The sequence below is a fragment of the Solibacillus sp. FSL R5-0691 genome, from assembly GCF_037974225.1.
Lineage (GTDB): Bacteria > Bacillota > Bacilli > Bacillales_A > Planococcaceae > Solibacillus.
In genome coordinates, this window is record NZ_CP150231.1 from 1,786,980 (window position 1) to 1,809,085 (window position 22,106).

Here is a 22,106-nt window from a genome sequence, read left to right on the forward strand (position 1 = left end):
GAAAAAGACTTCAAATGTTCGATTTGAAGTCTTTTTTATTGGATTGATCCCGTACTTTTTATACCAGGTTTAACCGTTAAATTGAGTTTTGCATTTTTATAGGCTTCCTTCCATTCCTCTTTAGACATGCGCCGATTATGTAAAACTTTTGCTTTGTAATCGATGCCAAAACCTAAAGGGTCATAGCCGTTTTTTTTCATCTCTGAAATGAATGTTGTAAATTTCTCTTCCGTTTCTTTTTTTAATTCTTCATTATACTTCTTCAGGTCTTTATTAATCATTGGTTTATGTGATTCTGCCACCGAGCCGTATAAACTAATTTTTATATCGAGTTCGATTTCTGAAGGATTATTAATTTTAACATTATATTTTGATTTAACCGTATCAATATTGGCAATGAAATGGTCACCATCCTCTTTTATTAGTAAATTCGCATGTTTTACACTTCTTGACAGCATATTATAAATGGAAGTATTTAATGAATCCAATTCATACGGTTCTTTATTTGCGGAAAGTAATAAAGATTTATTAATTTCAAAATGCTGATCTTCATTATTTATTTCGATAATCGGCAAAACACTATCGATCCAACCTTCTTTTATATTTCTTCTAAACTCAAATAAGTGGGTCGTCACAATATAGGGGGTTGTCGTACCATTACCATCAAAGTAATTAAACAGTTCAGGATAGGCAGCTGATTCCCCTTGCGGAATCATTTTAATAATTTCTTCCGCATTAGGCCGTCCGACAGTTATCCAGGAAATCATCTGGATATCAGGTCTACGAATTAAAAAGTCTAAAATTTCCTTGTTCTTTTCATTCTTCACCAATTCCTCACCTAGAACAATTAGCTTCGAATGGCCAAATTCAAGCTCCTTATCTGAATAAGATTCCATCATACGAATTGCTTCCGAAAGAGTTTCCCCATTCTCCGATAAATAGGAATACTGAGGTTCTGTTGCCTCTCTGAATGATCCAGTTGGTTCATATAGCTTCAAAGTAACTTTGTACGGTTTTTCCTCATCATCGGAAACATCCAGAGCAATCATTGCAACAAAGACACTTTTATCAATGTCTTTGAATGCGCAGCCAGATAATAGAACACTTCCCAATATTACTAATAGTAAAGTTCCTTTAATTTTTAGAAGGAAATTCATTATTTTTCATCCTCCTGTTAATGTAACTAAACAATAGGATCATGCATGGAAAAATAAAAACCAAAATATCATAAAAATAACTCGAATACTGGAAAAGCTGATATTCCGTTAATACGGTTACATAGTATAAAGAAATCCCTACAAATATTGGAAGAGGGAAAAATATTCCGATTACTTTATCCTTATATTTAATTTTTTCCAGTTTAAATGTAAATTTTAAAAACTCTGCCGCCGCATACCAGTGAATGAGTATACTTAAAAAAGCGATTCCTAAATAGAAAAGTAAAAACATAAATAATACACGTTCAACAATAAAATAATCCATCCTAATCGAATCGGTTGTTGCAATCCAAGGATAGACTAATTCATTAATCCCCTCAAATCCGTTAAAACCAATCGGTATGAAATAGGTTGTAAAGAGCGTTCCAATCGATAATATAACGATAAACAAAATTTGTTTTATACCAAATTTCTGTTTTTCTTTAAAAAATCGATTGAATATAAATAAATTGGCCGCCCCCAAAAATAAAAAAAAGCAAGCAGAAAAAGAATGCCAATTCGGAACTTGATTTATATATAAAGCCGCTTCCTTAACAAAATCCCAATTTAAACTGTTGCTGCTGTATGCTTTAATAAATATGAAAAGAATGAGAGGACTTGTAATAATCATAATCATTTCAACGGTATACAGAACCCGTTCTGTTTTTAATACACAGCCAAAAATTACCGCTGATATGAGCGTCAGGGCAATTAGAATAATCGGCATTTCAGGACTTAAATAACGTATCAGTAAAAATGTAAATGTTATTAGCGTAATAAGTCCTGCTACAAACCATAGTACAGCTAGCAGAAAAACGAAAGGCAAGTAAAACCATTTAGAAGTAGTTTTTTCCAGCAGTTCCGGTAATGTTTTTCCCGGATACTTAAGGAAAAATTTCGTATAGAGTATAACAAGAAGGACACCTGCTGGAATTGATAAAAGCAAACCCATAACAGAACCATCATTATGAAAATGGAGAAGGATAGCTGGTACGGAAGCAATAATATTAGCAACCATATTAATAATAATTAAATAATAATAAAACCTGCTCATGCTTCCTCCCCTGCCTTCGTTTTACTTTTCTTCTTTTCATTAAATTTCAGATACGGTTCACCGAAGCTGTCGATACTTACTAAATACATAATCATTGCGTAAAGCCCTAACATTAAACCGGCCAATCCTAATAATGTTGATGCAAGGATAAACAAGAAGCGAATTACCCTAATGGAAAATGCCATTTCATTGATCGGAATAACAAACGTTGATATTGCCACCGCCGACACAATGATCACCATAATATCCGAAGCGAGCGATGCTTCTGTTACAGCCGTCCCTAAAATTAACCCCCCAACGGTTGTAGCCGTTGCACTGATTGTTTTCGGGAGTCGAATACTTGCTTCCAGCAGCATTTCCATAAAAAACAGCATAAACAATACTTCTACAAATGAAGAAAACGGAACGCCAATACGGCTTCCTGCAATTGTCAGTGCGAGTTCTGTCCTGAACACTTCCGGTGCAAATGAAGTAATACCGATATAAAGACCCGGTAATAGAAGGCTTATAAATAACCCAGCATAACGGAGTATTTTAAGGAATAATGAAATATAGTATGAATGGTAATTATCCTCCATCGATGTCATAAAATCGAAGAAATATACAGGGGCTATCAATGCTTGAGGGTTACCATCCACCAATAATATAATTTTACCTCCAGCCAAGTTATAGACAATCCTGTCAGGACGTTCTGTCATAATTAACTGCGGAAATAGCGAATATTTTTGCTTATTAATATAGTTACTTAGCTGAACTGTAGATGTAATCACCTGCTTATCCACTTGCTGCAGTTTTTCAGTGATGAGTTTCAAAGCATTTTTATTTACCTTTTCTTTGTCATAAATGATAGCCATTTTATGATTGTTTACTTGTCCTATCGTGGAATATTCTATATACAATGTTGGCTGATGATAGTCAGATCGAATAAGATTAATATTTGTTGCGATATTGTCGCTAAGTGCCAGCTGTGAACCGTGTATTGTTGTTTCAACGGATGCCGCATTCGTCTGATCATTGAAAGAAAATTTCAGATCCAGCAAATAAAATTTATTCTGGATTATAAGAACTACATTGCCGTTTAACACCTCAGTTTTCAGTTGCTCCTGTGACTTGCTGTCCTGAAATTGAGGTAGAGATTTTAAATATCGAATAAATTTCGATTCTGAATCCATTTCAAAATATGGTTTAATAATAATTTGTTGAAGCAACTCCACATCGATAAGTGGCTTTATGTAAAATAATTCGGCTTTCTTATCATCATCTTCCATCGTCTTCATCGTAAATTCATTTGTATCTTTGAATTGTTCATTAATCCACTTAATGTTCTCTTCCGAAGACATCGAATTACCCCAATCTCAACTAAACTTTTTTATAGGATGCCCAATCTGAGCAATACTATTCCAGAATGGTTAGTTTTAGTTAAGAAAAAGAGGCCGGGACATAACCCAAAAACGCTATTTTTCTAAGAGAAAAATAACGTTTTTTTGCTGAGCCTTAAAAATTGATTTCCATTCCGGGACGCTTTCCGCGGGCGTGAGGCCAACACGACGTTGGTCACAAAAGCGTTGCCACAGGACGTGGCGTTTTTAGCTTTTGTTCCTAGTCTCAGGCGTCACGCTATTCCCGCAGGAAGCTTTGCTTGTAGCGAAAGGCGTAGCCGTCAGCTACACTCGCCCTGCATTCCAATCAATTTTGCAATATATCCGTTTCTTAATAAAGGCTTTCCTATTATTTAACAATAATTCTACTTATGTCCCTGCCTCTTTGGTGGTTTAATGGTTACTCGCTTTTAATAAGCGGTATGCATCCATATTTATCGTTTTCACTGGGCTGATATCTTCCATGATTTCTACAATATCCCTCAGTAATGGTGTTAAATTTTCTTCAATGAATTCTGTTTTCACCGCATCTGTTACTTCAATTTCCAAGTTATCCATTCGGATCAGCAGTTCATCGCACATAATATGAAGAACTTCTTCTTCACGATAAGTTGGCGTATCGTTTAATAAAAGCTTTGCTCGCAAATCTAAATATTTATACCAGTAATCCCTTAAATCCAGCTGTTGCTTATTTTTATATAGCTGACGCATAAAACCATTCGGATCTGTATTATTCGACAAAGTAAGCAGTCTTTCCATTTTGTACTCAATCGTTGACTGATTTTCTTTCATTTTCAGATGTTCTGCTTCAAGAAATTTTTGTTTCTTTTTTGCTTTTAAAAATTTTATTAGTTTCTTACCCGCATAATATAAGACAACTGCCCCAACGATAAACATCCAGTAGCTAATAATCAATCCTATAATAACTATTATGCCTATCCATATCCATAGATTTTTCATTGTTACACTCCCGATACTTCAAACAATGAAAAAAATTATAGCACCGGAAAATTGGCACAACAACCGGTAAAATAAGACAAAGCCTCTTACTATGGGTGAACCCGAAGTAAGAGGCTTTTAGATTAGTATGCTACGCGGTTTTTTTCGTATGCAGCGATTTGCTCTTCATACTGGAATGTAAGAGAAATTTCATCCCATCCATTCAGTAACATTTGTTTATAGTATGGATCGATGTCAAATGAATACGTTTTGCCGTAACCTGTCGTAACTGTTTGCTGTTCTAAATTTACTTCAATTGCCTGTGCTTCTGCTAAACCTTTTTCTAAAAGTTCGTCACATTCGTTTTCCGTTAATTTAATCGGTAAAATACCATTTTTGAAACAGTTATTGTGGAATATATCCGCAAAGCTCGGTGCGATGACAACTCGGAATCCATAGTCAAGAATTGCCCATGGTGCGTGTTCACGTGAAGAACCACAGCCAAAGTTATCTTGAGCAACTAAAATTTCTGCATTTTTATATTCTGGTTTATTTAATACGAAATCTTCAATCGGATTGCCGTTTTCATCAAACCGCCAGTGGTAAAATACGAATTGTCCGAATCCTGTACGTTCGATACGCTTTAAGAATTCTTTTGAAATGATCTGGTCTGTATCGACATTTTTACGGTCAAGTGGTGCATATATACTTTTTACAATATTAATCGGTTTCATGCTGATCTCTCCTTATGCTTCCTGCTTTTGTAGCTTACGAACATCGACAAAACGGCCGTGAATGGCAGCAGCTGCTGCCATCGCTGGTGATACAAGATGTGTGCGTGCACCTGCACCTTGACGTCCTTCAAAGTTACGGTTAGATGTTGAAGCACAACGCTCACCCGCCGGAATTACATCTTCATTCATCCCTAAGCAAGCAGAACAGCCTGATTCGCGCCATTCAAAGCCGGCATCAAGGAAAATGTGATGTAGACCTTCTTCTTCTGCCTGGCGTTTTGTCGACCAGGAACCAGGAACTACAATCCCTTTCACTCCCGGTGCAAGCTTTTCGCCTTTTACAATTTCAGCTGCTGCACGTAAGTCATTAATACGGGAGTTCGTACAAGATCCGATAAATACATGCTGGATTTCAATATCGGTAATTTTTTGCCCTTCTTGTAAATCCATATATTTCAGTGCTTTGTTTAACGCGGATTTATCTGTTTCATTGTCATAATCAGCAGCAGTAGGAACTGTTTTTGAAACACCGACACCCATAGCTGGATTTGTTCCCCATGTTACAATCGGTTCAATTTCCTGTGCATCGATTTCTAGAACAATGTCATATGTTGCATCCGGATCGGAAGCAAGACTTAACCAATATTTTGCCGCTTCCTCAAATTTTTCTCCTTGAGGAACGTGACGGCGGCCGCGTAAAAATTCAACCGTTGTTTCATCCGGTGAAATCAGGCCAGCTTTTGCTCCCGCTTCGATCGACATATTGCAGATTGTCATACGTTCTTCCATTGAAAGCTTACGGATTGCTTCACCTGTGTATTCGACAATATGTCCTGTACCGACACCGATTCCCCATTTAGCAATAATCGCTAAAATGATATCTTTTGCTGTTACACCAACACCAAGTTCACCATTAACACGGATTTCCATTGTTGGCGGCTTTAATTGCCATAATGTTTGAGTTGAAAGTACATGCTCCACTTCCGAAGTACCGATTCCGAATGCGATTGCACCGAATGCCCCGTGAGTAGCTGTATGTGAATCACCGCAAACAATTGTTTTACCAGGTTGAGTAAGACCTAATTCCGGTCCGATAACGTGAACAATCCCTTGATCCGGATGACCGATATCCGCTAATTCGATACCGAATTCTTTGGCATTTTCAGCAAGTGTCATAATTTGTTTTTTTGCGATCGGGTCATTAATCGTCGGCAGGTTTTTAGTTGGTACGTTATGATCCATTGTTGCGAACGATAGATCTGTACGACGCACTTTCCGTCCTGCCAGGCGTAGTCCCTCGAATGCTTGAGGACTTGTTACTTCATGAATTAAATGCAGATCGATATAAAGTAAGTCAGGCTTTCCTTCTTCACGATGTACGACATGCTGTTCCCACACTTTTTCAATAATATTTTTCCCCATAGTTCTCACCGTTCCTTAACCATATATAGTGTTGATATCCAAAGCTATCAACTTTTTTCTCGAAATTAGTTATATGAAATCATAATGCTGTCAGATACAAAGCTTGCATCGATTTCGTTTATCACTTTTTCTGTCCATTCATCTGTTGATAATGTACGTTTATGTTCCTGAGCTAAATCGGCTGTATAGTAGCCATCTTCGAACACGGCTGCAACGGCGCGTTCGATTTCAGCTGCTTCATCTTTTAAGCCGAATGAATATTGAAGCATCATTGCCACTGAAAGAATTGTTGCTGCCGGATTCGCAACACCTTGACCAGCAATTTCAGGAGCTGAACCATGTACAGGCTCATAAAGTCCAAAATTATCGCCGCGAATAGATGCAGAAGGTAATACACCAAGTGAACCCGTAATAACAGAAGCTTCATCACTTAAAATGTCGCCGAATAGGTTTTCTGTCACGATGACATCATAATGACCCGGATTCGTAATCAGTTTCATTGCCACTGAGTCAACTAAGTTGTGTTCTGTTTCTACATCTGGGTACTGCTTTTTCTTTTCTTCTACAATCTCACGCCATAAACGGGATGTATCCAGTACATTTGCTTTATCTACTGAACAAAGTTTTCCACGACGTAAACGCGCTAATTCGAATGCATTTTCAACAATACGTTCGATTTCTTCACGAGAATACACACATGTATCAATAGCACCTGCATCTGTTTTTTTACGTGGCTCTCCGAAGTATAGCCCTCCTGTTAATTCACGGACGATCATTAAGTCTACATTCTCCGCAACTTCACGCTTTAATGGAGAAGATGCAAGTAAACTTGGGAATGCTTTCACAGGACGTAAATTTGCAAATAAATCAAAGTGCTTGCGGATTTTTAATAAACCTTTTTCCGGACGCAATGCTGGCGGATTATTATCCCATTTAGGACCACCTACTGCACCTAATAAAATGGCATCACTTGCTTCGCACATTGCAATTGTTTCTTCCGGTAATGGATTATTGTACTGGTCAATTGCAGCTCCGCCGATTGCCGCATAATTTAAATGAAATGTATGGTTAAAACGTTTCCCGATTACTTGTAATACTTTTACTGCACTTGCAACAACTTCTGGACCAATGCCGTCACCTGGTAGTACTGTAATTTTCTTTTCCATTTGTAAAACACCTTTCTTTCTACGTGAAGTAACTTGATGTAGAAGCGCCACCGATTATGATGACGCTATTTTCCTTAATGAGCTTTGCTCGTTGTTTCCTTTTTGAGAACAACTTTATGAATCTACTAAACCGAAATTGTCTGTTTATCGCGTACTTGCTGTTGGATCAATTGTCTGTTCACTGCATTTAAATACGCTTTTGCACTTGCTTCAAGCACGTCTTGCGCTGAATCACGTCCTGTGGATGTATAGCCGTTATATTTTAGATTAATGACCGCTTCTCCAAGTGCATCGCGTCCTTTACCGACTGATTGTACTCGGTAGTCCAAAATATTGACTTTACCGCCAACAAGCTGTTCTAGTGTATTAAAGATCGCTTCGACTGAACCTGATCCTGTAGAGGCAATTGTTTTCAATTCGCCTTCTGGAGTCATAACGGATGCAGTAGCAGTTGGAATATTTTCTGTACCATATTGAACTTGAACCGATTTCAGTTCAAATAATGGAACATCTTCTATTGAAACTTGCTGCTCAGTTAAAATCGTTGTTAAATCTTCTTCTGTTACTTCTTTCTTGCGATCCGCCAATTTTTTGAACTCAGCGAAAGCTTTGTTCAGTTTTTCATCCGACAGCTGGAAGCCCATTGTTTCAGCCCGATCACGGAATGCTGCGCGGCCTGAATGTTTTCCTAAAACTAATGGAATATCGTCTTCACCGATCAGTGCCGGTGAGATGATTTCATATGTTTCAGGATTTTTCAGTACACCATCCTGGTGAATACCAGATTCATGTGCGAATGCATTTTTACCGACAACCGCTTTGTTCGGTTGAATGACTACATTAGTTAAACGGCTTACCATCTGTGATGTACGTTTAATTTCTTTTAAGTTTAAGCCTGTTTCCACACCGTAGAAGTCTTTACGAATATGTAGGGCAACACCGATTTCTTCTAATGCGGCATTTCCTGCACGTTCACCTAGACCATTAATCGTACACTCTACTTGGTCTGCACCGTTCTCGATGGCAGCCAATGAGTTTGCAACCGCCATTCCTAAATCGTCATGACAGTGGGCAGAGAATTTAATTTTTTCTGCACCGATCACGTTTTCACGTAAATAACGGAATAAAGCGCCGTATTCTTCCGGTGTTGCATAACCAACTGTATCTGGAATATTAATCGTTGTCGCACCAGCTTTAATAACTTCCTGGCAAATACGAACTAGAAATTCTTTATCAGAACGGAAACCATCTTCTGCAGAAAATTCTACAAGTGAGAATTTTTCCTTAGCATACTTGACCGCAGTAACAGCCTGCTCAATTACTTCGTCTGGATTTTTCTTAAGCTTATATTCCATATGAATCGGGCTCGTTGCGATAAATGTATGAACATGTGGCTGCTCCGCATGGCGAATTGCTTCCCAAACTGCATCGATATCGCTCTTCACAGCACGTGCTAAACCTGTGACGATTGAATTCTTCACCGTTTTTGCGATTAACGATACGGCCTCCAAGTCACCTGGAGATGAGGCAGGAAATCCTGCCTCAATAATTGTGACACCTAAACGCTCTAGTTGTTTTGCGATTTCTACTTTCTCTGCTGTATTTAAGTTAATACCAGCAGATTGTTCTCCGTCGCGCAATGTTGTATCAAAAATGTCAATTTTTCTCATATTATTTCACTGTTACCTTTTGTTTTCCTTGGTTGATGAATGGCATCATAGCACGTAATTTTTCGCCAACTTCTTCGATTTGGTGGTTTGCGCCAGCTTCTTTGAATTTTGTATATTCAGGACGACCGTTTTCGTTTTCAGCGATCCAGCGTTTTGCAAATGTACCGTCTTGGATATCTGTTAATACGTCTTTCATACGCGCTTTTACTGATGCGTCGATAATGCGTGGACCTGAAACGTAATCGCCCCACTCTGCTGTATCAGAAATTGAGTAGCGCATTGTCGCCATACCGCCTTCAAACATTAAGTCAACGATTAATTTAAGTTCATGTAATGTTTCAAAGTAAGCTAATTCTGGTTGGTAACCTGCTTCAACTAATGTTTCGAAACCTGCTTTAACAAGTTCAGTTGTACCACCGCAAAGTACTGCTTGCTCACCGAATAGGTCAGTAACAGTTTCTTCAGCAAATGTAGTTTCAAGTAATCCACCGCGTGCAGAACCGATACCTTTACCGTATGCAAGAGCTAAATCGCGAGCTTGACCTGTTGCATCTTGGTGGATTGCGAATAATCCTGGTACGCCTGCACCTTCAGTGAATTGACGACGTACTAAGTGTCCTGGTCCTTTTGGAGCTACTAGGAATACGTCAACATCTGCCGGTGGTTGAATTTGACCGAAGTGTACGTTGAAACCGTGTGCGAACATTAATGCTTTACCTGGTGTTAAATGTGGTGCGATTTCAGCTTCGTATACTGCTTTTTGACGCTCATCAGGAAGTAAGATTTGGATTACATCCGCTTCTGCAGCAGCTTCTGCTACTGATTTTACTTCTACGCCATCTTCTTTAGCTGCATCATATGATTTACCTGGACGGATACCAACTACTACATCAAAACCTGATTCTTTTAAGTTAAGCGCATGAGCATGGCCTTGTGAACCATAACCGATGATCGCGATTTTTTTCCCTTGTAATACTTGCTCGTTAATTTCGTTTTCATAATACATTTTTGACATTTTCATTTCCTCCAATTAAGTGAATGTTTTTTTATTTTGTAATTCGGGCTTCAGATGACATCCTCCACCCTGTTTAAAACCAATGTTGTATTGCTTTTGTTGATTCTTTTATTGCTTATTTTAAAATCGATAATTGCGGGCTTTCGATTTTTTGTGCTTCACGGATAGCTGCTGTTGCACCTGTACGTGTTAATTCTTTAATGCCATATGGACGAAGTAATTCGATAAAGGCATCAATTTTTTCCGGGTGTCCAACAACTTCATATGTCACTACATTTTTTGAAGTATCGACAACTTGCGGACGGAATGGTTCTACGATTGCATTCATCTCCAGACGCAAGTTCGGCGGAGATACGACTTTTATAAGAGCCAGCTCACGAAGAACGATCGCCTTTTCTGTAATATCGTTTACTTTTAATACATCAATTTGCTTTGAAAGCTGCTTGATTAATTGTTCGATTTTATTTTCATCTTCCACATGGACGATGAACGTCATTTTCGAAAAATTCGGTTGCTCTGTATGGCCTACTGTAATCGATTCAATATTGAATTGACGTTTCATTAATAAGCCAGTCACTCGGTTCAATACGCCGCTTTGGTTGATTACTGTTACTGTCAGCACTCGCTTCATGGCTTCTTCACTCCAATCATTTCATGTAACCCTTTACCAGGCGCAACCATTGGGAATACGCTCACAAGTTGTTTTACGCGGCAGTCAATTACAACCGGTTCATCTGAATTGATCGCTTCATCAAAGATCGCTTCCGCTTCAGAAATATTGTCGATGCGGTAGCCTTTAATGCCATATGCATCGGCAAGCTTAACGAAGTCCGGCTGAATTGGCATCAGGCTTTGTGAATAACGCTCCTCATAGAATGTTTCCTGCCATTGACGAACCATTCCTAAACAGCTGTTGTTAAGGATTACTACTTTTACTGGTAAGTTAAATTCTTTTAGTAGTGCAAGCTCCTGGTTTGTCATTTGGAAACCTGCATCCCCAACAATGGAGATAACTTTTTTCTCAGGTTTTGCAAACTGTGCGCCGATCGCTGCCGGGAAGCCGAAGCCCATCGTTCCTAAACCGCCTGAAGTTACCCAGTTATGCGGATTATTTAAGTGATAGTATTGGGCTGCCCACATTTGGTGCTGTCCAACATCTGTCGTAATGATCGCTTCACCGTCAGTCAATTTATGAAGGATCTCAATTGCTTGCTGTGGTAATACTTCTTCTCCTGCATCTTCATACCAAAGCGGATATTTATCACGGCTTTCATTTAAGTAATGAACCCATTCTGTTGTATCCGGGCCTTCGAAGTCTTTTTTCAGCAGTGCTAATAATGCTTCTTTGGCATCTGCTACAATCGGGATATCAGTCGGTACATTTTTTCCGATTTCTGCAGGATCGATATCGATATGAATGATTGTTGCGTTCGGTGCAAATGTCGCTAAATTTCCTGTTAGTCGGTCATCAAAGCGGGCACCGATATTAATTAATAAGTCGCATTTTGTAATCGCATCATTTGCCGTTGCATAACCGTGCATTCCGGCCATTCCGTAGAATTGTTTGTGCTGTCCGTGAATGCTGCCTAAACCAAGTAATGTATTAACAACCGGCAAATTGTATTTTTCAATAAATTCTGTCAATTGTTCACGTGCGTCTGCGAATAATACGCCAGCACCTGCCAGTACTAAAGGTTTTTTAGCTAAACTCAATGCTTGAATCGCCTTTTGAATTTGGAGGTAATTCGGTTTTGTTGTCGGCTGGTAACCCGGCAAATAAATATCTTCCGGTGCTTTAATCTCATCCAAGAACACTGTTTGTGAAATATTTTTCGGGAAGTCAATGACAACCGGTCCTTTACGTCCTGTATTGGCAATATGGAATGCTTCTTTAACAATACGCGGGATATCCGCTACGTCCTGCACCTGATAGTTATGTTTTGTGATCGGTGTTGTGATCCCCATAATATCCGCTTCCTGGAATGCATCAGTACCGATGACCGATGTTGCAACCTGCCCTGTAAAAATAACTAATGGAATCGAATCAATCATCGCATCGGCAATACCTGTAACAAGGTTTGTCGCTCCCGGTCCTGATGTTGCAATTACTACACCCGGTTTATTCATAACACGAGCATAACCTTCAGCCGCATGGATCGCGCCTTGTTCATGGCGTGTCAGTATGTGACGGATCGGATTGCGGTAAAGCGCATCATAGATTTGTAATACTGCCCCGCCCGGGTAACCGAAAATAATATCAACATCCTGTTCATGCAGTGCCTGCACTAAAATATCCGCACCGTCTCTCGGTTTTGTTACTTGTTGAACTGTGGGCTTTTCGATTTCTTGATTTACTGAAACGTTTGCACTCATAGTAATTTCTCCTTCCTTTTTCAAAACTTTATATGTGAAATCATTTTTTAATCATTTTTTATAAATTGATAAAAAGAAAAAGCCTTTTTCTCCGCACGCAAAAGAAAACCTCTTACGTAGGGATGAAAAAGACTTTTCATGGTACCACCCTCATTTATAACATCGACGAATATATGCTTCGTAAAGAAACAGAATCCACCTAGTTACCTCGCGAACCGCTTGAGCCTCTTTATTTCAAAAATTCCTAAAGGAAATTTGTGCAACTAAACAAAGAGAGCGATTCATTAATAACGAGCAATTCGAATATGCCCGGAGCTATCTAATGGCGAATGCGTTTAATAGCTCACTCCGAGGGGATGTCGGATATAGTTGTATCGCCGGCTTCCACCAATACCGGCTCTCTGGTAAATACAAGACTCTATATCCTTTAACCTCATCAACGTTTTAAAGTATTCAGATTATATTTTCATTACGCCGCCCTGGGAAGCATTTGTTACTAATGCAGAGTAACGTGCTAACCAGCCGCGCTTAATTTTAGGTTCGAATGGTTTTAAGTTTTGACGACGCTCAGCAAGAACTTCGTCGGAAACTTGTAAATTGATTGTTCTGCTTGGCAAATCAATGATGATTGTATCGCCATTTTGTACTAATGCAATCGGACCGCCTTCAGCAGCTTCCGGAGAAATATGGCCGATTGAAATACCGCGTGATGCACCTGAGAAACGGCCATCTGTAATGAGTGCGACTTTCGTTCCTAGTCCGCGTCCTTGAATTGCAGAAGTTGGAGCCAGCATTTCCGGCATGCCCGGTCCGCCTTTTGGACCTTCATATCGAATGACTACGACATGTCCTTCTCGTACTCGACCGTCATCAATTGCCTGCTGTGCTTCTTCCTGCGAATCAAATACGATAGCTTCGCCTGTGAACGTTTTAATCGAAGGATCAACTGCTCCTACTTTAATTACCGAACCTTCAGGCGCAATATTTCCGAATAATACAGACAGTCCGCCTACAGCACTATATGGATTATCCTTAGTGCGGATGACACGATCATTTGTAATTTCATAATCTTTTACAAGCTCTCGCATCGATACACCTGCGATTGTCGGTCTGTCAGGGTGAATAGCCCCTGGAATTTTTGTTAATTCGTTAATAATTGCCTGAACACCGCCTGCTTTTGCAATGTCATCCATCGAAATATCCGATGCCGGCATAATTTTTGCAATGTAAGGAACACGTTCTGCTACTTTATTAATATCTTCAATGTTATAGTCGATTTCTGCTTCATTGGCGATTGCCAGTGTATGAAGCACTGTATTTGTAGATCCGCCCATTGCCATATCAAGAGCAAAAGCATCATCAATTGCTTCTTTTGTAACAATGTCGCGTGGTTTAACATCTTCTTTAATCATACGAACTAAATGTTTCGCTGCTTCGTAAATTAATTCTTTACGTTTTTCACTTGTTGCAACAATCGTACCGTTACCCGGTAATGCTAAGCCGAGCATTTCCATTAAGCAGTTCATTGAGTTTGCTGTGAACATTCCTGAACAAGAACCGCATGTTGGACATGCATTGTTCTCGATATCAAGCAGTTCTTCAGCCGTCATCGTACCAGCTTTATGTGCACCGACTCCTTCAAAAACACTTGTTAATGATAATGTTTTACCTGAAGAAGACGTACCGGCTTCCATTGGGCCTCCTGATACGAATACAGAAGGAACATTGGTACGTACAGCTGCCATTAACATACCTGGTGTAATTTTGTCGCAGTTTGGTATGTAGAACACTCCGTCAAACCAGTGTGCGTTAATAACTGTTTCAGCCGAATCGGCAATAATTTCACGTGATGGCAATGAATAGCGCATCCCGATATGACCCATTGCAATTCCGTCATCGACTCCAATTGTATTGAATTCGAATGGAATTCCGCCTGCTTCAATAATGGCCTCTTTTACTACATCCGCGAATTCTCGCAAATGAACATGGCCTGGAATAATATCAATATACGAGTTACATACACCGATAAATGGCTTTTCTAAATCTCTAGCCTTAACTTTACCTGTAGCGTATAAAAGACTACGGTGCGGAGCTCGGTCAACTCCCATTTTAATCATATCACTTCTCATTTTAAACGCCCCTCAACGTAATGCTTTTACTCTTGCTGTTTTTTATATGTTCGATTTTTCATATTAATTTCGAATATTCGAAATTTTTTGATCAGAAAGGATCGAATATTACACCTTGTAAGCTCACATCAAATTGTCGCTTGAGTGATGTGGTGTACTAAATTGTTGTTATCATAGTACGAAATGAACTCCAACGTCAACACTATTTTTTGAATTTTTTATACAATTCAAAAAGTCTGAAATTATTGCAATCGCTTTCATCCTCATTGGTGTTGCCTTTTTACTCTTTCGTCACAATTTTTACAAAAAGTGAATTTTTAAAATTTTTTGTACATATTTATTGAACCCAATACTTTTCTAACATAAAAAAGAACCTAGCGCCTATTCAGGCTAGATTCTGTTAAATATCGTAATCTATTAGAGCAATAATAATTCAATAGCAAAATTCAAAATGATTAAACTGTGGATTCCTACAAAAATTAACCCTTGACGATTCAGCCTCTTCGTTATTGCCATATCCATATTAATCACCCCATTTATTTGATAACCTAACTATACAACATACGACATTAGAAATCAAAATATTTAGAATATTTAATTATTTATTTGATTCACATTTTTTCCATAACCATGGCATAATAACGTTACAAAGAATAAGGAGTGATTTAAAGATGAAAAGAGCATTAATCGTAATTGATTACACGTATGATTTTGTAGCAGATGATGGTAAATTAACTTGCGGTAAGCCGGGACAGGCAATAGAAAAAAATATTAGTACATTAATAGAACAGTTTATAGAACAAAATGATGTTATCGTATTCGCTAATGATTTACATTTTGAAAATGATCCACATCATCCTGAATCTAAATTATTCCCGTCCCATAATATTGTAGGAACAAAAGGACGTGAGCTTTATGGTTCTGTGAAAGTGCTATATGAAACATATAAAGATTGCGTTATTTCATTTGATAAAACAAGGTATAGTGCTTTTGCAGGAACAAATCTGGATATTTTACTTCGGGAACGTGGCGTTGAAGAAGTTGTACTTGTCGGTGTATGTACGGATATTTGCATTTTGCATACGGCTGTGGATAGTTATAATTTAGGCTATAAAATTACGATTCCTGAACAAGCCGTTGCAAGCTTTAATGAAATTGGACATGAATGGGCACTTGGACATTTTAAATCATGCTTAGGTGCTTCAATTGTTTAATCTAAAAACGTACTAATTACTATATAGTAGAAAGTAATTTTGCTTCCATAATTTCCGGATTTGCTTAAAAACTTCCAGCTAAAAAAATGTTTAAGGAATTGCCTGTAAGGAAATAAATAACTAGATGCAATTATTATTGAATAATCTTAAACAAAGGAGTTGGACAGTATGATGAGTTTCATCTGGTTCTTAATTATCGGAGGTATTTTAGGTTGGTTAGCTGGTGTTATTTTAGGTAAGGATGTACCGGGTGGTATTATCGGTAACATTATTGCAGGTATTGTCGGTTCTTGGATCGGCAGCATGATTTTAGGAAACTGGGGCTGGAAAGTTTCAGACTTCTATGTATTCCCAGCATTAATCGGTGCCATCATTTTAATCTTTGTTGTAAGCTTCATCCTACGCTCAATGCGTAAAGCAACAAATTAAGTCTATCAAGGATAAAGAGCAAAAAGTGTGACGTGTTGTCACACTTTTTTTATTTGTCTTCCTCATTTTTCATCAAGAGCAATTTGCTTCAATTGATTGCCGTAGTCCCGGTACTGCTTATAGTAGTATAAAATATCTTCCACATAATCATCACTGTGATTATATTGAAAAATTGCTTTTTTCAACTGCCCGTCGTTTACACCGGCAATGGATAAAAATTTGGCTGCACTGAATACGGCATCTTCAATATCAAACGGATCTGCTACACCGTCTCCGTTTGCATCTACCCCATACCCGCCATATTTTTTTATTATGGCCGGATTTGTTTTTTCATGTTCCGGGATGTCCCCCTGCCCTAAGTCTTTACACGAAGGATGTTGCCAGCCCACAAATGTACAGGGCATAAATTGGAAATGACCTTCTGCTCCAACCGGTGAAATCAGTTTTTTCATTGTGGAAAAACGGGTTTCGACGCGATGATGAGCTGCCAAAAGCGTCCAAGGCACACCATATTTTTGTTCGGCTGCAACGTAAACTGGAATATATTCAATTGGAATTTCCAAATCAAACTGTTCCTGGATTTGCTGATACACTGTTTTATCGGTAAATGGCCAACCACGAAATTGCTGCCAGCTGGAATAAGCGACAATATAAACCGTTAAAGTGATGGGGATAAGCAAAATAATTAATAAAATTTTAGTTTTCGGGGAGAGTAAAGGGTTCTTTTTCTTGCTTTTTGCCATATAAGCCACCAATCTTCAGACGTAATAATGTTGTTAACTATCATTCTACTAAAAAAGCAGGTAATTTTCACTGTTGAAAATTTGTATATCAATGTATAAAATTAGACATTGTTTATTATAGTTAAGAGGAGTTGAATAATATGTGGAAAGAATTTAAAGAATTTGCTATGAAGGGCAATGTCATCGATTTAGCGGTTGCGGTTGTTATTGGTGCGGCCTTCGGTAAAATTGTTACATCATTAGTGGAAAATATTATTATGCCGCTTGTCGGTATGCTTACTGGCGGAATTGACCTGACAAATGAATGGAAGTTCGGATCAGGTGAAGCACAGGTTGCACTCGGCGTATTCGTTCAATCGATTATTGATTTCATCATTATCGCATTTGCCATTTTTATGGCTTTACGAATACTGACAAAACTAAACCGTAAAAAAGAAGCGCAAGTTGCGGAAGCACCGACTCCTGAATTGGATGCAAAAGAAGAGCTGCTTAAGGAAATCCGTGATTTATTAAAAAACGAGCAAACTAAATAAAAATCACTAATCCTGGGATACAAGTTTAACGTATTCCAGGATTTTTTCTTTTTTATTTCAATTATTCCCCTATTCTACTTAATACTCGTTTCCCCTATTGTCCCTTTGATCTGTTCATGTTAAATTGATGTAATACTCGATTCATTCGAAATGTTTAGTAAATTCATGTAAGGAAGTGTATTCATGTCACAACGTTCAATTGAAACAAAATTAGTGCAGCTCGGAAATTTAAGTGATGCCAAAACAGGTGCGATCAATCCGCCGATTTATATGTCGACAGCTTATCAGCATACAGGCATTGGTGAATCGACAGGGTATGATTATACACGTACAAAAAATCCAACTCGTACAATTCTCGAACAAGGCATCGCTGAGCTGGAAAACGGCGATGCAGGATTTGCCTGTAGTTCTGGGATGGCGGCAGTACAACTTGTCATGTCATTATTTAAACCGAACGATGAATTAATCGTACCGGAAGATTTATATGGCGGAACATATCGTCTATTCAAAACATTTGCGGAAAACTATAATATTAAACCGGTTTATAATCCATTTACTAATGTTGAAGAAGTTGAAAGTTTAATCAATGAAAATACGAAAGCATTGTTTATCGAAACACCGACAAATCCGTTAATGCAGGAAATTGATTTAGTGGCATATGCGGCACTGGCGGAAAAACATAACCTACTGCTAATTGTAGACAATACATTCTACACTCCTTATTTCCAGCGTCCTCTTGAATTAGGTGCACATATTGTTTTACATAGTGCTACAAAGTATATTGGCGGACATAATGATGTTTTGGCAGGACTAGTCGTTGCCAAAGGAGCTGAATTATGTGAGAAGTTAGGATACTATCACAATGGTATTGGAATGGTGCTTTCGCCTATGGATTCATGGCTGCTGATTCGCGGACTGAAAACATTGCATTTACGTTTAAAGCAACACGATGCGAATGCAAAAAAAGTCGCGCAATATTTAGCTGATGAACCTCTTGTAACGGATGTACTGTACACAGGAAAAGGCGGCATGCTTTCCTTCCGTGTCAAAGATGCATCAATGGTCAACCCATTTTTAAAAGGGATCAAACTGATAACATTTGCAGAAAGTCTCGGCGGGGTTGAGAGCTTTATTACTTACCCTGCTACTCAAACACATGCCGATATGCCTTATGAGGAACGTGTTGCACGAGGCGTTTGTGACCGATTACTTCGTTTCTCAGTCGGTATTGAAGAAGCGGAAGATTTAATCGCTGACTTAACACAAGTTTTTGATTCGTTAAGAGGTGAATTTGCATGACAAACCGCATTGAAACCGCATTAGTTCATGGGGCAATCCGTGAAGGCTATGCCGATAAAAAAGGTGCTGTAAATGTGCCGATGTATTTATCCTCGACTTTCCATCAGGAATCGATTGACGAATTTGGGGAATATGATTATGCACGTTCGGGAAATCCGACACGTGCCGCATTGGAAAAAGCGATTGCCGAACTTGAAGGCGGTGACCGAGGGTTTGCATTTGCCACAGGTATGGCAGCTGTATCTGCTTGCTTTATGATTTTATCTGCAGGGGATCATGTCGTGATTACCGAAGATGTTTACGGTGGTACATACCGTTTCGTTACAAAAATATTGCCGCGCTATGGCATTACGCATACATTTGTTGACTTTACTGATCTTGAAGCAGTAAAAGCAGCTGTACGTCCGGAAACAAAATTAATTTATATGGAAACACCTTCGAATCCTACATTAGGAATCACAGATATTCGTGGTGTAGTAGAAATTGCAAAACAACACGGTGCGCTCACGTTTTTGGATAATACGTTCATGACCCCGCTCCATCAAAAACCGCTTGAATTAGGTGTTGATGTTGTAATCCATTCTGCTACAAAATTTTTATCAGGGCATTCCGATATCGTAGCAGGGCTTGTTGTGACAAAAGACGAAACGTTGGGCAATGAAATTTATTTCGTTCAAAACTCATTCGGTTCTGTACTTGGTGTGCAGGATTGCTACACATTAATTCAAAACATGAAAACAACGGCTGTACGTTTTAACGAGGAATCACGTGTAGCGATGCGCATTGCACAATTTTTACATGCACATCCGTTAGTTGAAAACGTATACTATCCTGGACTCCCTACTCACCCTGGGTTTGAAATCCATGCAGCACAGTCAACTTCAGCAGGTGCGGTTTTATCGTTTAGTTTGCCGAATTATGACATTGCGAAAGCTTTTGTGGAAGCGATGAAAATTCCGGTATTTGCAGTTAGTCTTGGCGGTGTTGAATCAATTTTATCTTACCCTGCCAAAATGAGTCATGCCGCGATGGAGCCAGAAGAACGTGCAAAACGCGGAATTACTGATGGCTTGCTTAGATTTTCAGTCGGATTGGAAAATGAAGATGATCTGATTGAAGACTTTACACAGGCACTGGAAATCGCCAGTACAATTAAATAAATCGTTTAAAGGCCGCTAATCTCTTAAATAGGATTTTGGCGGCCTTTTGTTGTGCGCTTAATCACTTGTCACCGATAATAAATTGATTTCGTAGCCACCTTCACATGATTTAAAATTATAATCAGTCAGCGAACCCGTCACATCTTCGTTTAGCTCACCACATTGGTAATTTTCAATATTTTGACTTCCAAAATTATCTTCGCGGTTATCGACTTCGATGTTATATTGGCCTTCCTGATATTCAACTCTCCAGTAAATAGGTGCCCCCTCAATCGTATAGCGCGTCAGCTCCAACAACGATTGTTTATTATCTTCTGTATCTTTTAAAAATTGATGCAATAACTCCAAATTTTCAATCTCACCATTATAGTCAATAACACGATCATTTCGTACAGTTTCAACTTCCGTTTGCTCAATTGTTTCAGGTTGCACGTTTTCTTGACATCCAGCCAATAGAAGCAAAATGCCTAAAGTGAGTAAGTTTTTCATGAAATCCCCTTCTTTAATGATTAGTATTTCGATTCTCTTTATCTATAGACGCATAAAAAGGAAAAAAGTTACAGATAAATTTATTTTGAATTCGAGATATTTTTCTTGTCGTCAAAACAGTAGAGTAGTAAAGTAATAGTTAAGAAATGAAAAAATCAGTTTCCTTTTGTGAGATGGGTCAGTGAGAACAACAGTGCGATTAATTATTGGAGGAATGAACATGTATACAATTCCAGGACATCATCATATTTCGATGATTACAAAAAATGCACAGCAGAACAACAAATTTTACCGTGATATTTTAGGCTTACGCCGTGTGAAAGTGACGGTCAATCAGGACGACACATCCATGTACCACCTCTTTTATGGGGATAAAACAGGCAGTCCAGGAACAGAGCTTTCCTTTTTTGAAATTCCGTTAGTTGGACGCACTCACCGAGGTACAAATGCCATTACAAAAATCGGTTTAATCGTACCTAGCGTTGATAGTCTGCAGTATTGGGTTCATCGACTGGATGAATTCGGTGTTCAACATGAAGGCATCAAAACATTTGCCGGCCGCCCTGCCCTTCGCTTTGAAGATGAAGAAGGTTTACGTTTGGCACTTATCGCTGCACCCAATACGAAAGTTGAACATTGGGAAACATATGAAAAATCACCTGTTCCAGTTGAACATCAAATTCAAGGCATGGGAACTGTTGAAATAACGGTAAAAAATAAAGGAAAATTAGTGCGGACTTTAACTGAACTCTTTGGTTTTATATTGAAAACACAAGACGAAACAACCGCCCTTCTTCAATCGGTCAATGATGAGATGTTTGGAGAAATTTACATTGTTGAACAGGACGGGCCTTCTGAAAAACCTGGTCGCGGCAGCATTCACCATTTGGCCATCCGGGTGAAAAATGATGAAGAATTGGCCTATTGGGATGAGCAAGTAAAAGCACGAGGGTTTATGTCATCAGGCATTGTCGATCGATTTTATTTTAAGAGCCTGTATTTCCGAGAGTCGAATGGCATTTTATTCGAAATTGCGACGGATGGACCAGGCTTTTTACGCGACGGTCATGTGGACTCGCTCGGTGAACAATTGGATTTGCCGGATTTTTTAGAATCCCAACGTGTAGAAATTACAGCAAAATTAAAGCCGATTTTATAAGGA

The 22,106-nt window shown here is 38.7% G+C and carries 20 protein-coding genes; 6 read left to right on the forward strand and 14 right to left on the reverse strand.

The window, feature by feature from the left end:
• Positions 1 to 35 precede the first annotated feature (35 nt).
• The 12 genes from MKY51_RS08770 to ilvD all read right to left on the reverse strand — a co-directional run bounded on the left by MKY51_RS08770 (position 36) and on the right by ilvD (position 15,077).
• The gene (locus MKY51_RS08770) at positions 36 to 1,157 is read right to left on the reverse strand and encodes a Ger(x)C family spore germination protein (RefSeq protein ID WP_339171020.1); all 1,122 of its coding nucleotides are present in this window, start codon (positions 1,155 to 1,157) and stop codon (positions 36 to 38) included.
• Positions 1,135 to 2,250, reverse strand: a complete 1,116-nt coding sequence (locus tag MKY51_RS08775) for a GerAB/ArcD/ProY family transporter (protein ID WP_339171022.1) — start codon at positions 2,248 to 2,250, stop codon at positions 1,135 to 1,137. The genes MKY51_RS08770 and MKY51_RS08775 overlap by 23 nt, the downstream gene beginning before the upstream one ends.
• Positions 2,247 to 3,590, reverse strand: coding sequence for a spore germination protein (locus MKY51_RS08780; protein ID WP_339171023.1), 1,344 nt, complete (start codon positions 3,588 to 3,590; stop codon positions 2,247 to 2,249). Before MKY51_RS08780 ends, MKY51_RS08775 begins: the two co-directional genes overlap by 4 nt.
• A 432-nt stretch (positions 3,591 to 4,022) precedes the next feature.
• Complete coding sequence (locus MKY51_RS08785; protein WP_339171026.1) at positions 4,023 to 4,589, reverse strand: ABC transporter substrate-binding protein; 567 nt, start codon at positions 4,587 to 4,589, stop codon at positions 4,023 to 4,025.
• A 122-nt stretch (positions 4,590 to 4,711) separates the two neighbouring features.
• Positions 4,712 to 5,302, reverse strand: a complete 591-nt coding sequence (leuD, locus tag MKY51_RS08790) for a 3-isopropylmalate dehydratase small subunit (RefSeq protein ID WP_339171028.1) — start codon at positions 5,300 to 5,302, stop codon at positions 4,712 to 4,714.
• Positions 5,303 to 5,314: 12 nt separating this feature from the next.
• The gene (gene leuC / locus MKY51_RS08795) at positions 5,315 to 6,724 is read right to left on the reverse strand and encodes a 3-isopropylmalate dehydratase large subunit (protein WP_339171030.1); all 1,410 of its coding nucleotides are present in this window, start codon (positions 6,722 to 6,724) and stop codon (positions 5,315 to 5,317) included.
• Between the two features lie 65 nt (positions 6,725 to 6,789).
• Positions 6,790 to 7,890, reverse strand: coding sequence for a 3-isopropylmalate dehydrogenase (leuB, locus tag MKY51_RS08800; RefSeq protein ID WP_339171032.1), 1,101 nt, complete (start codon positions 7,888 to 7,890; stop codon positions 6,790 to 6,792).
• A gap of 125 nt (positions 7,891 to 8,015) precedes the next feature.
• Positions 8,016 to 9,560 carry a 2-isopropylmalate synthase gene (locus tag MKY51_RS08805; protein WP_339171034.1) on the reverse strand — a complete coding sequence of 515 codons (1,545 nt, stop codon included), beginning with the start codon at positions 9,558 to 9,560 and terminating at the stop codon, positions 8,016 to 8,018.
• A 1-nt stretch (position 9,561) separates the two neighbouring features.
• A complete protein-coding gene (gene ilvC, locus MKY51_RS08810) occupies positions 9,562 to 10,575 on the reverse strand; it encodes a ketol-acid reductoisomerase (RefSeq protein WP_079526917.1) in 1,014 nt (337 codons plus the stop codon).
• Positions 10,576 to 10,690: 115 nt separating this feature from the next.
• Positions 10,691 to 11,206 carry an acetolactate synthase small subunit gene (ilvN, locus tag MKY51_RS08815; protein ID WP_008403681.1) on the reverse strand — a complete coding sequence of 172 codons (516 nt, stop codon included), beginning with the start codon at positions 11,204 to 11,206 and terminating at the stop codon, positions 10,691 to 10,693.
• Positions 11,203 to 12,948, reverse strand: a complete 1,746-nt coding sequence (gene ilvB, locus MKY51_RS08820) for a biosynthetic-type acetolactate synthase large subunit (protein ID WP_339171043.1) — start codon at positions 12,946 to 12,948, stop codon at positions 11,203 to 11,205. The genes ilvN and ilvB overlap by 4 nt, the downstream gene beginning before the upstream one ends.
• 458 nt (positions 12,949 to 13,406) lie before the next feature.
• Entirely contained in the window at positions 13,407 to 15,077 is a 1,671-nt protein-coding gene (gene ilvD, locus MKY51_RS08825) for a dihydroxy-acid dehydratase (RefSeq protein WP_339171046.1), read from the reverse strand.
• Between the two features lie 671 nt (positions 15,078 to 15,748).
• Here ilvD and MKY51_RS08830 point away from each other — a divergent pair.
• Positions 15,749 to 16,291: an isochorismatase family cysteine hydrolase gene (locus MKY51_RS08830; RefSeq protein ID WP_339171049.1), complete on the forward strand. Its 543-nt coding sequence runs from the start codon at positions 15,749 to 15,751 to the stop codon at positions 16,289 to 16,291.
• 168 nt (positions 16,292 to 16,459) lie between these two features.
• The gene (locus MKY51_RS08835) at positions 16,460 to 16,720 is read left to right on the forward strand and encodes a GlsB/YeaQ/YmgE family stress response membrane protein (protein WP_339171051.1); all 261 of its coding nucleotides are present in this window, start codon (positions 16,460 to 16,462) and stop codon (positions 16,718 to 16,720) included.
• A 62-nt stretch (positions 16,721 to 16,782) separates the two neighbouring features.
• Here MKY51_RS08835 and MKY51_RS08840 read toward each other — a convergent pair whose 3' ends face one another.
• Entirely contained in the window at positions 16,783 to 17,463 is a 681-nt protein-coding gene (locus MKY51_RS08840; RefSeq protein WP_339171053.1) for a lytic transglycosylase domain-containing protein, read from the reverse strand.
• Between the two features lie 140 nt (positions 17,464 to 17,603).
• On the opposite strand from MKY51_RS08840, the gene mscL reads away from it, so the two are divergent.
• The 3 genes from mscL to MKY51_RS08855 all read left to right on the forward strand — a co-directional run bounded on the left by mscL (position 17,604) and on the right by MKY51_RS08855 (position 20,455).
• Positions 17,604 to 17,996, forward strand: a complete 393-nt coding sequence (mscL, locus tag MKY51_RS08845) for a large conductance mechanosensitive channel protein MscL (protein WP_339171055.1) — start codon at positions 17,604 to 17,606, stop codon at positions 17,994 to 17,996.
• A 183-nt stretch (positions 17,997 to 18,179) separates the two neighbouring features.
• The gene (locus tag MKY51_RS08850) at positions 18,180 to 19,295 is read left to right on the forward strand and encodes a methionine biosynthesis PLP-dependent protein (RefSeq protein ID WP_339171057.1); all 1,116 of its coding nucleotides are present in this window, start codon (positions 18,180 to 18,182) and stop codon (positions 19,293 to 19,295) included.
• Positions 19,292 to 20,455 (forward strand): aminotransferase class I/II-fold pyridoxal phosphate-dependent enzyme, encoded by a 1,164-nt coding sequence (locus tag MKY51_RS08855; protein WP_339171059.1) that lies wholly within the window; start codon positions 19,292 to 19,294, stop codon positions 20,453 to 20,455. Before MKY51_RS08850 ends, MKY51_RS08855 begins: the two co-directional genes overlap by 4 nt.
• Positions 20,456 to 20,512: 57 nt before the next feature.
• Here MKY51_RS08855 and MKY51_RS08860 read toward each other — a convergent pair whose 3' ends face one another.
• Complete coding sequence (locus MKY51_RS08860) at positions 20,513 to 20,944, reverse strand: DUF4362 domain-containing protein (protein ID WP_339171062.1); 432 nt, start codon at positions 20,942 to 20,944, stop codon at positions 20,513 to 20,515.
• A gap of 220 nt (positions 20,945 to 21,164) precedes the next feature.
• On the opposite strand from MKY51_RS08860, the gene MKY51_RS08865 reads away from it, so the two are divergent.
• The gene (locus MKY51_RS08865) at positions 21,165 to 22,103 is read left to right on the forward strand and encodes a ring-cleaving dioxygenase (RefSeq protein ID WP_339171064.1); all 939 of its coding nucleotides are present in this window, start codon (positions 21,165 to 21,167) and stop codon (positions 22,101 to 22,103) included.
• Positions 22,104 to 22,106 lie beyond the last annotated feature (3 nt).